Origin of the sequence: Micromonospora sp. NPDC049900, assembly GCF_044461025.1 — a bacterium.
GTDB lineage: Bacteria > Actinomycetota > Actinomycetes > Mycobacteriales > Micromonosporaceae > Micromonospora.
The window spans coordinates 351,219-364,734 of the sequence record NZ_JBITKM010000002.1 but is presented as its reverse complement, the minus strand read 5'-3'; the positions used below and the strand labels follow the sequence as shown (position 1 = coordinate 364,734).

At 73.1% G+C, this 13,516-nt stretch carries 10 protein-coding genes; 2 read left to right on the top strand and 8 right to left on the bottom strand.

All coding sequences use genetic code 11. The features are described from left to right. Nucleotides 1-3: 3 nt before the first annotated feature. From ACIBMZ_RS06125 to ACIBMZ_RS06110, 4 genes are all read right to left on the bottom strand, one after another. The gene (locus ACIBMZ_RS06125; RefSeq protein WP_162854369.1) at nucleotides 4-162 is read right to left on the bottom strand and encodes a DUF6760 family protein; all 159 of its coding nucleotides are present in this window, start codon (nucleotides 160-162) and stop codon (nucleotides 4-6) included. Beyond that, nucleotides 159-641, bottom strand: a complete 483-nt coding sequence (locus tag ACIBMZ_RS06120; protein ID WP_396691491.1) for a hypothetical protein — start codon at nucleotides 639-641, stop codon at nucleotides 159-161. Before ACIBMZ_RS06120 ends, ACIBMZ_RS06125 begins: the two co-directional genes overlap by 4 nt. A gap of 85 nt (nucleotides 642-726) precedes the next feature. Next, on the bottom strand, nucleotides 727-1,170 hold the full coding sequence (locus ACIBMZ_RS06115) for a phage tail protein (RefSeq protein ID WP_350695527.1): 444 nt from the start codon (nucleotides 1,168-1,170) through the stop codon (nucleotides 727-729). Nucleotides 1,171-1,225: 55 nt separating this feature from the next. Beyond that, entirely contained in the window at nucleotides 1,226-2,782 is a 1,557-nt protein-coding gene (locus ACIBMZ_RS06110) for a phage tail sheath family protein (RefSeq protein WP_396691490.1), read from the bottom strand. Between the two features lie 242 nt (nucleotides 2,783-3,024). Here ACIBMZ_RS06110 and ACIBMZ_RS06105 point away from each other — a divergent pair, with 242 nt between their 5' ends. Continuing rightward, nucleotides 3,025-3,999, top strand: a complete 975-nt coding sequence (locus ACIBMZ_RS06105) for an alpha/beta hydrolase (protein WP_396691489.1) — start codon at nucleotides 3,025-3,027, stop codon at nucleotides 3,997-3,999. Nucleotides 4,000-4,258: 259 nt separating this feature from the next. Then, nucleotides 4,259-5,740 (top strand): hypothetical protein, encoded by a 1,482-nt coding sequence (locus ACIBMZ_RS06100; RefSeq protein ID WP_396691488.1) that lies wholly within the window; start codon nucleotides 4,259-4,261, stop codon nucleotides 5,738-5,740. 61 nt (nucleotides 5,741-5,801) lie between these two features. Here ACIBMZ_RS06100 and ACIBMZ_RS06095 read toward each other — a convergent pair whose 3' ends face one another. Genes ACIBMZ_RS06095 through ACIBMZ_RS06080 form a run of 4 tightly spaced genes read right to left on the bottom strand, consistent with a single transcriptional unit; the run spans nucleotide 5,802 to nucleotide 13,467 of the window. Beyond that, a complete protein-coding gene (locus ACIBMZ_RS06095; RefSeq protein ID WP_396691487.1) occupies nucleotides 5,802-7,631 on the bottom strand; it encodes a DUF4157 domain-containing protein in 1,830 nt (609 codons plus the stop codon). A gap of 13 nt (nucleotides 7,632-7,644) precedes the next feature. Beyond that, complete coding sequence (locus ACIBMZ_RS06090; RefSeq protein ID WP_396691486.1) at nucleotides 7,645-9,780, bottom strand: ATP-binding protein; 2,136 nt, start codon at nucleotides 9,778-9,780, stop codon at nucleotides 7,645-7,647. Continuing rightward, nucleotides 9,777-10,433 (bottom strand): DUF4255 domain-containing protein, encoded by a 657-nt coding sequence (locus ACIBMZ_RS06085; RefSeq protein ID WP_396691485.1) that lies wholly within the window; start codon nucleotides 10,431-10,433, stop codon nucleotides 9,777-9,779. The genes ACIBMZ_RS06090 and ACIBMZ_RS06085 overlap by 4 nt, the downstream gene beginning before the upstream one ends. 19 nt (nucleotides 10,434-10,452) lie before the next feature. Next, on the bottom strand, nucleotides 10,453-13,467 hold the full coding sequence (locus tag ACIBMZ_RS06080) for a hypothetical protein (RefSeq protein WP_396691484.1): 3,015 nt from the start codon (nucleotides 13,465-13,467) through the stop codon (nucleotides 10,453-10,455). Nucleotides 13,468-13,516 lie beyond the last annotated feature (49 nt).

The following is a 13,516-nucleotide window of genomic DNA, read 5'->3' as shown; positions in this document are numbered from 1 at the left end:
CGATCACCGCCCCTCGTTGACGCGGGTGTTGATGGCGGCGATCTCCGCGACGTAGCGCCGCCGTTCGTCGTGGCGCAGGTCGAGGATCTCGTCGCGGGACCAGTGGAAGTGGTAGGCGACGTACGCGACCTCCTCGTAGAGCCGGTCGGTCGCGTACGTCACGATTCCCCCGGGCGACCACCGGCCAGGTCCACCTCGAAGTCCGAGGTGCAGTGCGGGCAGGTGACCGCGGCACGGGTGTGCCCCTCCGCGTTGATGCGGCGGTAGAAGTCCTGCAGGAAGGTCAGGTCCGAGGCGAACAGCCGTTCCACGTGTTCGGCCCGTACGTCGGTGATCGTGCCCAGCCGGGTGACGACCATGCTGAGCAGCACGACCGACAGGTAGGCGGGGTTGTCCTTGACCCGCAGGTCGACCAGCGGACCGAGTTCGTCGCGGGCGGTCGCCAGCCGCATGGTGCCGTGCCGGTGCAGGGCGCCCGCCTCGTCGACGTACCCCCGGGGGAGTTCGAAGGAGAACTCGGTCTGGAGCCTCGGCGGCTCGGGCGTCGGTGCGGCCCGGCCGTTCGGGGCGGCCCCGGCGTCGGTGTCCGGGCCGTCGAGCGGCTCCTCCGGGGCGGTGTACGAAACAGTGCGTCGTCTCATCGACCTCACGGCGTGCGGACCCGGCCCGAGTCGGGCCGGGAGTGGCCGCCGCTACCTCCCTTCGCGCGGTCCGTGGCGATGTGGCTCAGGAACTGGTGATCTCCTCGAAGACGATGGTGATCTTCTCGGTGGCCGGGGAGGTGTCACCGGCCCGCAGGCTGGGTCCCTCCCACCGGCTCACCCAGGCGTTGGTCAGGTCCCACCGGCGCTGTTCCGAGTTCTCCGCGTCCACCACGATCACGCTGATGTTCTGCCGGGCGGTGTTGATCGCGCCCTTCTCGTACGTGTCCTTGATCCATTCGGTGAAGGCGCTGCTCTTGTCCAGGCCACGGGTGATGGTCACCTCGCCGCCCTTCCGGGCCCCCGGGATCTTGCGGATGATGTACTCCCCGGTCGGGGTGACCTGGGTGACCTCGATCGCGTCGAGTTCCACCGTGAGGCCGCTGACCTCCTGGACCGATTCGACCCGTGCCTTGCCCAGCTCCACCTGGAACCGGTGGGTAACGAAGGTGTCGCCCGTCTCCGCCATCGCTGGCTACCGTCCTTTCCTAGCCGTCACATGTCTGTGCTGGGTACGCGTCGGGTCACTCGGAGACGAGGCTGGTGCTGTCGGAGTACTGCGACATCCGGAACACGACGAACTCGGCGGGGCGTACCGGGGAGACACCGACCTCGCAGACCACCCGGCCGAGGTTGACCGACTCCGGCGGGTTGGTCTCCCGGTCGCACTTGACGTAGAACGCCTCGGCGGCGGTGCTGCCGAACAGCGCCCCGCTGCGCCACTCCTCGGTGAGGAACGCGGCGATGTTGCGCCGGATCGTGCCCCAGAGCCGCTCGTCGTTCGGCTCGAAGACCGCCCACTGGGTGCCGAGCAGGATCGACTCCTCGATGTAGTTGAACAGCCGACGCACGTTGATGTAGCGCCAGGCGGGGTCCGAGGAGAGGGTCCGCGCGCCCCACACCCGGATGCCGCGACCGGGGAAGGTACGGATGCAGTTCACCCCGATCGGGTTGAGCAGGTCCTGCTCGCCCTTGGTCACCGAGTTCTGCACCTCGATCACGCCCCGGAGCACGTCGTTCGCCGGTGCCTTGTGGACCCCGCGTTCCGCGTCCGTCCGCGACCACAGACCGGCGACGTGCCCGCTCGGCGGCAGGAACCGGTGCTGCCCGCTGGCCGGGTCGAACACCTTGATCCAGGGGTAGTAGAGGGCGGCGAAGCGAGAGTCGTACCCCGCCTCCTCCTGCCGCCAGGTCAGCACGCCCCGGGCGGTCAGCTCCGGCGGCGGGTCGAGCAGCGCCATCCGGTCGCCCATCTGCTCGCAGTGCGAGATGACCGCCAGTTGGACCGCCTTGACGTCCTCCAGGCTGATCCGGCCCTGCTGGTAGGCGCTCATCAGGTCGGGCACCGCGACCATGGTGATCTCGTCGACCGCCTCCAGCCCGCCGAAGCCGGTCCGGGCGTCGGCGTCACCGACGTAGTCGTCGGCGGAGATCCGGGCGGGCAGGCCGGCGTCCTCGGTCGGCACCGGCGGCACGGTCACCGACTGCTTCGAGGGCCGGGCCAGCGAGCTCGCCGGTGCCGCCTCCTCGACCGCGATCAGCTTCGACCGTTCCCGCACCTGGTTGACCACGTACGCCTTGGTGTTGCGCTTCGCGGAGACGTCGAACGCCTCCCGTTCCGTGCCGCCCTGTCGGACCACCAGCCGGAACCGGTCCTCCGGCACGGACTCGCCCTCGACGTCGGCCACCTCCACGGTGAGTTCACCGCCGTCACCCGAGCCGGGCAGGGCGGTGACGGTGAAGGTGCCGAGCGACACCGACGGCCCGGTGACCGTGCGGCCCGTCCTGGTCGCGCCGGTCGCCTCGGTCGCAGTCTCCGGGGCGCCGACCCGCACCACATAGCAGATGCCACCGCCGTTGGCGAAGTAGCCGTACACCGCGTGGGCGAGGTAGGCGTCGTCGAGCGCCTCCCCGAACGTCTGGACGAACTGGCTCCAGTTCGTGACCAGAGTCGCGGTGTGGAACGGCCCCCTGGCGGCGAAGCCCACGAAGGCGGCGACGGCGGTACCCACACCCTCGATCGGGCGTGAGCCGCTCGGCACCTCCTCCACGTACACCCCGGGTGACAGGTACGACGGCATGACACGCTCCCTCGGGCACGACGGCGATCCGTGAGGAGAAGTCTGGTCAGGCCCGGTGCCGGCAACCATGACTCGACGGGCGGGCGGCGGGGAAGCGGCCACTACCCGAAGGGGCAGTCCACCGACAGTGCCGTCAGATGGCGGATGTCTTTCCGGACGGGGGCCGGAGAGGCTCCGCGTACCCGGGGGACACCTCGGTGTGTCTCCGCCGCGTGCGCGGCCCGGATCCCCGGAGTGGTCGGATGCCTGTCCCCGGACGACACGTTCCCGCCGGGATCGTGCTGGAACCCGCCGCCCGACGGTTCGCCGAGGCGACCGCGCGACCGCCGTACCTGCACGAGCTGGGGCCGGAGCGGGGCCGGCGGCTCCTGGACGACCTCCAGTCCGGGCACCTGGCCCGGCCCGACGCCGACCTGGACGAGCGGGTGGTGCCCGGTGGGCCCGGCGGCGAGATCGTGGTCCGGGTGGTCCGGCCGTCCGGTGCCATCGGCCGGTTGCCGGTGATCCTCTATCTGCACGGCACCGGCTGGGTCCTCGGGAACTGCCGCACCCACGACCGGCTGGTCCGGGAACTGGCCGCTGGCACCGGCGCCGCGGTGGTCTTCCCGTACTACAGCCTCGCGCCGGAGGCGTGCTACCCGGTGGCGGTCGAGGAGTGCCACGCGGTGCTGCGCTGGCTCGCCGACGCGGGTGCGGCCGACCTGGACGGTGAACGGATCGCCGTGGCCGGTGACTCGGTGGGCGGCACGCTGGCGACGGCGGTGACGCTGCTGGCGAAGCGGCGCGGTACGCCGCGACCGGTCGGGCAGGTGCTGTTCTACCCGGTCACCGACGCCGGCTTCGACACCGCGTCGTACCGGATGTTCGCCGAGGGATTCCACCTGCGCCGGGACACCATGCGCTGGTTCTGGGACCAGTACGCGCCGGACGCGGCGGTACGGGCCGAGGCCGCCGCCTCGCCGCTGCGGGCGGCCCCGGAACACCTCGCCGGGCTGCCGCCCGCGCTGGTCATCACCGCCGAGGCCGACGTGCTGCGGGACGAGGGAGAGGCGTACGCCCACCTGCTGCGCTCGGCCGGAGTCCAGGTCTCGGCGACCCGCTACCAGGGGATCGTCCACGACTTCGTGATGCTCGACGCGTTGCGCGGCACCGAGGCGGCCGAGGCCGCCATCAACCAGGCGGTCACCTTCCTCAAGCGGACCCTGCGGCTGGCCTGAGCGGTGCGCCGCCGATGCCCGCCCGCGTCGCCGGCATTTCCCGATCCGCCCCGCGTGCGTTACCCGCACGTGTGCCCTCGCGGTCACCGTCGACTGCCCGCCCGGCCGCGCAGACTTGCCGGACGGCAGGAAGAGCCAGCGGGCCGGAAGGAGCACGATGCGGGCCGGAGAGTGGCGTCAGGACCAGGGCGAGCGCGGTACGGGAGGGTCGGTCCGTCGCGGTGGCACCGAGTCCGGTGCCCGGCCGGAACATCCGATCATGGCGCTTCAGCACGCCGCCGGGAACGCGGCCGTCGCCGCGGCACTCTCCGGTGAGCACGGCGGTTCGCCCGCCCTGCCGGTGCAGCGGGCACCCGGCGGAGCCCAGTCGACCGCGACCGAGCAGGCGGCACCGGACTACACCTCGCGTCTGTCCCGGGGGCCGCTGCTCAGCACCGCCGAGCGGGACGAGATCGATCGGGCGGGTCCGGGCAGCGCGGTGCAGGCCGAGACCGGGTCGTTCGAGGAGGCGCAGGCGTACCTGGACGCGAGCAAGTACTACGACTGGCTGCAACTGCCGCCGGGGAAACGGCTGTACGTCGCGACCCTGGCCTGGGAGCGGCGGGCGGAGTCCGGCGGCATCCGCGACACCCCCGCGTACGTGCTGGCCCGGGGCATCATGATGCGGTCCGCGCCCGAGGGCGACCCGCTGCGCGAGGAACTGGAAGCCGAACTGACCACCGACGTACGCGACACGTTCGCCGCCACCCTCGCCGCCCAGGATCTCCAGGCCGGTCAGGAGGGCACCGAGGCACTCAGCGCACCGCAGATCGAGGAGTTCAACCGGAAGAACCAGCGGGCCAACACGCTGCTCCGGCGGCTGTTCGTGATCATCCAGCAGGGGCTGGAGGTGGCCGGGGCCGAGGGCAAGAACTCGGCGGACCGGCAGTGGCGTCGCCACACCGGAGCCGTGGCGCGGGCCCTCGCGCACGGCGGGCGGGTCAACGTCCGGGTGGAGATCCCCCGGGAGGAGACGGCGGAACCGATCGGTGGCAGGTCGCTGCCGGACTGGTTGGGGATGCGGAACCTGCCGAAGCGGGCGTTCAGCACGCACGACATGACCGGCGGCAGCGAGGAGACGCTGCGCGAGGTCGGCGGCGTGAAGGCGACGGCCGGCAAACTCGTCAAGTACCCCCGGCGCGACGAGCGTGGCGCGGACATCGCGGCCGGTGGCATCGGCAGCCGCGACTTCAACGGTGACGTGGTGCTCCCCGACGGCGTGCACGGCCACATCCTGCTCGTCTACAAGCCGCCCACCGCCAGCGACATCGGCTGGCTCCAGATCGGCCTGGAGACCACCGCCCCCGAATCGGTGAAGGACACCGTGCTGCACGCGATCGGCCTGTCCAAACCGGATCCGAACGCCCCGAGGAACCCGGTCGGATACCGCCACACCGCCAAGTCCACCGAGGCGACCGCCAACCCGGCCTCCAGCGTCGGCGGGCTCAAACAGGACAAGATCGGGGTGGGCAAGCTGGACACCATGCGGGTCACGCTCGGTGGCGACTGGCTGCGCAAGCTCAAGGCGGAGGACGCCAGGCTGACCGAGCAGATCAACCGGGCGGAGCGGGACGAGAACAGGCTGCGGGAGATCTTCACCGCCCTGGTCGGCACCGACGACGACTACGCGCAACTCGTCGCCGACGAGCAGCCCACCGCCGCACCGGGCGGCCCGGACGAGATCGGGCCCGCCCCCAGATGAGGGCGGCCTCGGCCGCCGTCCCTCGGCCTCGGCGCTGTGGCCCGTCGACGAGGGTGGCGGATCAGATGGCGCGGAATCCCTTGCTGCCGTCCAGGTTGTCCTCCAGTCGTACGGCGGGCACGTCGAGCAACTCGTCGATGCCGGGGAACCGGTTGGGTAGGGCCACGCCACCCGCGATCGCCGAGGTCGGCGCGCGGTTGGTGTGTGTACCGGCGTGTGACTCGCCGGCCTGCATCAGGTACTTGCCCGGATCTCCGCCCGAGGCGACGGTCTGCGCCCGGTCTCGCCGGACCACCTGCTCACCGTAGGTGTTCAACAGGACGGCGCGATTGTGGATGTTCGTGCCGACCTGGCGCGCGGGCCGACCGCCGGTGCCCTTGACCCGCATACCCGCGCTGCGGGCCTCGGCCAGGAATCCGGCGAGGTCGACGGCGTGTGACCGCTGGTAGGTGTTGCAGAAGTTGGTCAGCTCCCGACTCATCACGCCGCCGGCGAGGTACTCGTCGACCAGGCGCTGGTGCGCGTCCTCCCGGAGTGACTCCAGATAGAGCGTCCGTACCCCGTTCTGGTGCAACCGCGCCATGTGGTCGGCGGCCCAGGCGAAGAACGGTTCCGCACGGTGTGCTCCGCCGATGACCAGACCGTCGTTGAAGGTCAGCAGCATGTCCGTCGCGTCGGCCGCCGGCATCTGGATCCCGCGTAGCAGGCCCACCGTGACATCCCGTCGGGCCTGCGCGTTCTCGGGCCCGGATTCGTTCTGGTACTGCGCCTCCCGGTTCACCGCGTCGGTGGCAAGCTGTTGGTCCCGGGCGTCCTGGGCCTGCCAGTACGGCAGGGAGGCCGGATCAAGACGACCCAGCTCCTCCATCATCTCCGCGTTGCTACGGGCACCTGTGACCCCGCCCGCCAACGTGATACCCACCTGTTGCGCCACGTTGGTAAGCGCGGTGCCGAGCTGGTATCCCGTTCCCGGTGGACTCATCTCGCTCAGCGAGGTGAGGTCGGTGTCGAGGCGGATCCGCTCCTTGTACGGGGCCTGCTCGGTGGCTGCCTGGTAGGCGGTGGCCAGTTGGTTCCAGGCCGCCTGGTCCACCTGGGTGGCGGGGCGCCGGTTCGAGCGTGATCGGCGTGGCCCGCGAACCTGCACCGAGGGGCCAGTTGGCTCCCGGTGCAGCTCGTCGGCGCCGACCCGCTGCACCGCGGCACCCGCCGCCGACCCGATCGGTGCTGACATGGCCGCTTGCGGCGCCTGGTGGACGTCGTGCGCCGGTGGCGGTGTGCTCAGTGCCCGGTGGGCGTTCGCCTCGGCCGCCCGCTCGAAGGCGTCACCCGGGTCGGAGACCCGCTGGCCGTGACCGTTGTCCGTGCCGGCGACCGGGCCGGAGCGCTGCTGGATGACGTGCGTGAGTTCGTGGGCCAGGGTGTGCCGGTCGCTCCCGCCCCGGCCGAGCACCACGTGCGATCCCGACGTGAAGGCGCGGGCGTCCACCTCCGCCGCCGAGCGTTCGGCGAGCGCGCCGGTGTGCAGCCGTACGTCGGAGAAGTCCGCGCCCAGCCGGGCCTCCATGTCCTGCCGTACCGGCCCGGCCAGCGGGCTGCCCGACGAGCGCAACACCTGGTTCACCGCCGACCGCTGCACCGGCTCCGACTCGTGGCCGTGGTCCGGGTCGGCGCAGCGCATCCGCTGCACCGCCAAGGTGGCGGCGGCGTTACCGGCCCGGTGTTGCAGGTCCAGGATGGTGGCCGCCGCACCGCCCGGTCCGACGCCGGTCGGTCCGACGGACGCCGCACCCGCCTCCGGCCGGACCTGCTCGGCGCCGGTGGTCTCCGGTCTGGTCGGCGTGACGGGGCGGGCCGCGACGTCGCGGCCGGCCGGATCGTGTGCTCGCATCGCTGCCCTCTCGTCAGTGGATCCGCGCGGGCTCCCCGCGAGGTTGGTGCGCGCCGAACTCGCTCTCCAGCAGCAACCGGCCGAGCTTGCGGTACTCCCGCTGCACCGCGCCGACCAGGTCCGCCATCCGGACCGGCCGACCGGCCTCGGCCGCCAGGTACGCGGCGGTCACCACACAGGCCCGGATGCTGCCACCGGCCAGCTCGAAGCTGCGGGCGCAGAAGTCCAGGTCCAGGTCGGGATCACGGGGCAGTTCGGTGCCGAGGCAGCGGTCCCAGAGCGCCCGCCGCTGCGCCACGTCCGGCATGGCGAAGTCGACGATCAGGTCGAGCCGCCGGGTGAACGCCTCGTCCAGGTTGGCGCGCAGGTTCGTGGTGAGCACCGCGACGCCGTCGAAGGACTCCATCCGTTGCAGCAGGTAGGCGCTCTCCAGGTTGGCGTACCGGTCACGGGCGTCCTTGACCTCCGACCGTTTGCCGAAGATGGCGTCCGCCTCGTCGAAGAGCAGCAGGCCGTTGACACCGGCCGCCTCGGTGAAGATCCGTTCCAGGTTCTTCTCCGTCTGGCCGACGTACTTGTCCACCACCGTGGACAGGTCCACGACGTACAGGTCCAGGCCGAGGTCGGCGGCGACCACCTCCGCCGACATCGTCTTGCCGGTGCCCGAGTCACCGGCGAACAACGCCAGCACCCCGCGCCCGCGCCCGCCGCCGGGACGCATCCGCCACCGGCCCAGCACCCGGTCCCGGTACCGCACCCGCAGGGCCAGCTCCCGCAACTGGTCGTGCACCTGCTCGGGCAGCACCAGATCGGCCCAGCCGACGCCGGGTTCGATCCGCCGGGACAGCCGGGCCAGGCCACCGGCGTTCTGTCCGCGTACCCCCGCCCGCAGGTGCCCGGCGTCCACCCGGTCCGCGCCCTCGAAGAGCGCGAGCTGGTCGGCGGCCTGCGCGGCCCGCCGGATCTGGTCCGGGCCGAGCAGGTACGCCGCCAGCTCCCGGGCCGCGTCCACGCCGTCGGCCCAGCCCGCGGGCCGGTCGGCGGCCCGCGCGGCACCCGCCGTGCGCCACAGCCGGGCCCGGCCCTGCTCGTCCAACGGCGTGGCGGTCACCAGCAGCGGCGCCTGCCGGCTCCAGTGCGGATCCCACTCGACGGTTCCGGTGAGCAGCACCGGCACCGGTTGGTCGGCGACCCGGCGCAGCAACCGGGCGTGTGCCGGCGTTCCGGTCGGTTCGAGCGCCTGGACCGGCCCGACGACCAGTCCGGCGCCGCGCAGCCGGGCCTCCCGCACCGCCACCGCCAGCACGTCGACCGGGGCCGGATCGACGACCAGCGCGTCCAGGTCGAGGCGGAGGACCGCCCAACCGGCCGACACCAGCGCGGCGACCCCCAGATCGTCGGCGACAGCACCGGGCTGTTCCCGCAGGTACGCCAGGCGCACCCCGGCCCGCACCGCCGCGCCGAGGCGGTCGGCGGTGTCGGACGGCGGGGCCGTGTCGTCCCCGACGGGCCAGGCCAACTCGGCGAGCCGGGCGTCGACGGTGTCGTCACCGAGCAGGTACCCGGCCACCCGGTCGGGCACCCGCAGTGGTCGAGACAGGTACGGCTGGTCCGGCTGCTCGACCAGCAGCAGCCCACCGCCGACCAGGGGAGCGGAGCCGGCGAACCGGGACCGTCCGGCGACCGCCGAGGCGGGCGTCCCGCACAGCTCCAGGGCCAGCCCGATGGTGGCCCGGCGACGGCTGACGTCGTCGTGGAGGTAGCCGTACAGCTTCTCGTACCGGGACTCGACGTCGGGCAGCAACGCGACCAGCAGAACGTCGACGTCCAACGGGGTGAGTCCGAAGCGGCGCGCCAGCCGCAGCAGGCGCGGCTCACCCGCGTCGGCAGCGGTCCGCTCCGCCGGGCCGAGATGAAAGGAGGGGTCCCCTGCTATACACGAGGCGTTAGCAGGGTGCCCTTCCTTTCGCCACGGCGCCGGTTCGGCGGCGGCCAGGCGTTCGGCGTGGTCGGCCGACACGTACAGCCCCCGGAAGGCGTCGTCCGGGTCGGGGTCGTCCCGGCGGCGCTCGGCCACCGCCCGGCGTACCCGCGCGGCGACCAGCCCGAGCCGCTCCGACAGGTACGCCGTGTCGTCCGCCCCGCTCACCGCAGACCGCCCGGCCCGGGGGACCGACCGTCGCCGTCCCGGCGGGGGGCGGCCACCGTGTGCGTACGTCGACTCACCCGCGTTCCGGCGATGTCGCCGACCCGGACGGTCCGCTCCCGCACCGGCGGGGCGGCCGGCGACCGGCGGGTCGAGACCGGGGCGGTGACCACCAGGTCCAGCGACGGTTTGAGCTCGCCGCCGAGCGCGGTCCAGACGTCGGCCAGCGCCCGTCCCTCGCCGGGTGGCGCGGCGACCGACATCGGTACGGCCAGGCCGAGCGCGGCCAGCGAGCCGGTCATCCGCTCGGTCGGCACCTCGTCGTAGCGGATCAGACCGGCCAACAGGCTGGCGAGCAGGCGGTGCTCGTCGGTGGGTCGGTTGGTCCAGGCGGTGACCAGATAGGACAGCGCGAAGAAGTGCGGCGAGTCGTGCCAGGCCACCGTCTGGCCGGTCTCGTCCCGCTCGGCGACCCGCCCCTGGAAGTACCGGGACCGGTCCTCGCGGATGTCGTAGAGGAACAGGTTCACCGTCGGTGCGTTGCGGCGGGTCGCCCAGTCCCGGGTGGGCGCGTCGAACGACACCTCCACCCCGCTACCCGTCAGCGCCTCGGTGGCGACCAGCCCACGCAGGGCCTCGTCGATCTCGTGTATCACGCGCCCGCTCCCATCGTCGTCACCAGCTCCGGCGCAGCAGTCCGGGGGGTTGCTGGGCCGGCAGCACCACCAGGAACGGTGTGTTGACCGGGCGGAACCCGGTGCCGGTGGCCACCGCCCGACGTTCACCCAGCCGGTCCTTCGGCAGCACCAGCACCTGGGCGGCGAAGGTGCCGTCGGCGGCCGGGCGTACCGGCGCGGCGGTCGCGGTGATGCCGACGTCCCAGGCCAGACGCACGGGTTGACGCGGTGGGAAGTCGATTCCCCGGATGGTGGCGACGAAGCCGGGCGGCCCGATCTCCGGCACCGCCACGATCCGCGGCTGGAGTACCCGCAGCCGCGCGGTGGCGGTGTCGTTGTCCGGGTCGGCGTTGCCGCCGGTGGTGGAGACGGTGCCCCGGACGATCGTGTCGAGGGCCGCGCCGGGGGCGAGTGTGCCGCCGACCGTGGCGGCGGCGCCGGGGGCGAGGTCCGGCACCGGGCAGCCGTCGTCCCGGCAGTCGGGCAGCAGCCCGCCGGCCGGTACCCCGTCGGGCAGGCCGGCGCGGACCCGCAGGCCGGTCGCGGTGGTCCCGCCCGCGTTGCGCACCGTGTACCGGACGGTGACGACGCCGCCGACGTAGCCCGGCTGCGGGTCGACCGAGACGGTGATCGTCGGGTCGGCCGGGCTGCCCGGCGGTGCGGGCACGACCCGGACCGTGGTCGCCGTGGCGTTGTCGGCCGGGTCCGCGTCGGTCGGGCTGGTCTCGACCGACCAGCCCACCTCGAAGTTGCCGGCCGCGGTCCCGACCAGGTCGACCCGGACCTCGACGGTACGTCCCACCTCCAGGCGACCCAGCGCGCAGCGCAGCGTGGCGAGCACACACTCACCGGCCGGTGTGTCGAGGCCGGTCACCGACAGCCCGGCAGGTACGCGCAGGACGCCCTGCACGTCGTCGGCGGCGGTCGGCCCCTGGTCGGTGACGGCGAACCGCAACGAGGTGGGGCCGCCGACCGTGGTGGTGGGCGCGGGCACCGACACGGAGGTGGCGACGTCGACGCGACGCTGCCAGCTCGGCTCCTTCTGCCGTCCGGGCAGGTGTCCGGTCAGCGGGCCGACGGTGCCGGCGGCCAGGTCGTAGCTCCACAGTGCCTCGGGTGAGTTGTTGCCCTCGGCACGGCGGGCCGAGAACGCGAGCCGCTGGCCGTCCGGTGACCAGGCCACGTCACGTGGCTGGTGCGGGGCGTCCTCCCGGTCCGGGACCGGCAGGGCGCAGGACCCGCCACCGGCGGGCAGCAGCAGGCGACAGTCGCCGTCGTCCAGGTCGAGCAGGACCAGACCGTCGGCCTCCCGGTTGAAGACCAGTCGGGTGCCGTCCGGGGAGAACGCGGCGCTGTCGTCGACGACCGGGCATCCGACACCGCAGATCGTCTCGGTCAGGTCGGTCTGGTCGAGGCCGTTGCCGGCGTTGGCGGTCCAGATGTGGGTGGACACCTCACCCCGGTAGGTGCCCCGGGTGAAGGCGATCTGGGTGCCGTCGGGCGACCAGGCCGGCTGGGTGTCGTCGAGTCCGGCCAGCGGGGCCGGGACCGGCAGGTCCAGCAGGAGGTCCCCGTCGACGGCGTCGACCACCTCGATCCGGGACGGCGTACGCGTCCCCGGGACACCGCCCGGCGAGTTGCGGACCAGGGCAAGCCGGGTGCCGTCCGGCGACCACGCCGGGTCGGTCTCCCGGTCGCCGCTGCCCCGCCCGGCGATCGGCAGCAGCCGGGGCCGACCCCCGTCGGCGTCCACGATCCACAACCGTTCGGTCCGTACGCCGCCGACCGTCTCGAACCGGGTGACCGCGATCTGCCGCCCGTCCGGTGAGTACGCCTGCCGCTCGAACCACGGATCACCGTCCACCGGCTCCCAGAGCAGCAAGGAGTTGTCGAGCGCCCCCGGGTCCTCGCGCAGCACCGACACGCCCAGGTCACGCGGGTCCACCCCGTCCGGCCGGATGTCCTGGAGGGTGGCGGTGGTCCGGTCCAGGGCGCTGGTCCGGCCGACCAGCAGCGACTCGGTGCCGCTGCCGGGCGCGGTGTACCAGGTGGGATGGCTGACGTCGCGGTTCTCGTCGAGTCGTTGCACCACCACGCACTGGCACACGTCCTCCTGCACCAGCACCGAGTAGAGCCGGTCGACGTCTCCGGCCGATCCGCCGTCCGGCAACGTCCGGCTCACGAACGCCACGGTGGCCCCGTCGGCGGTCCACGCCGGCTGCCGGGCCTGCCAACCGCCGGGCAGCATCTGGGTCCGCGCGGTGCCGTCCGGGGCGATCAACCACACCTCGGGGGCCGGTTCGGCCGGCCCGACCGTGTAGGCGAGACGGCCGTGCGCCGGGTTCGGGTCCCAGGCCGGCTCGGCGGCACCGGTCGCCTCGGTGGTGACCTGGGCGACCGGGCCGCCGTCGACGGAGATCCGATAGATCTGCGGAACCGTGGCGTCGCCGCGCTGCCCGGCGAAGGCCAGCGTCGTACCCTCCGGTGACCAGGTCGGCCACCTGTTGTCGCCGGTGCCGTCGGTCACCCGTCGGCTGTCGCCGCCCGCCACGTCGACCACGAACACGTCGTGCGCGCCGTCGGCCCGCCCGGCGGCGGAGCTGTACGCGATCCGGGAGCCGTCGGGGGAGAGCACCGGCCGGGACTCGTCGGCCGAGTTCTCGGTGACCCGCTGCACCGGGCCGGTGCCCCGCCGCAGGTAGACCTCGGTGGTGCGGGTGTCCCGCCGACCCACCCAGGTCACCGTCGACCCCCGGGCCGAGACCTCGTCGTCGAAGTGGCCCGGGCCGGGGCCGAAGAACGGTGCCGCCGTCGCCGCCGAGCCCTCGCCCGTGACGACACCGACGCCGCGGTGCCCGGTGCCGGCGTACGCGATCCGCTGGCTCAGTTGGTCGTTCGGAGCCGGTGCGGGTGGTGTGGTCGGGGCCGGCGCGGGCGCGGCGACGGCGACCCCTGTGGTGGGCGGCGGTGCGGCCACGAGCAGCACGGCCAGGACGACAGGGAATCCGATCATGCGTCGCACGTGGACCTCGCGAGGCGGACGTCGTACGGGATGGCCACCG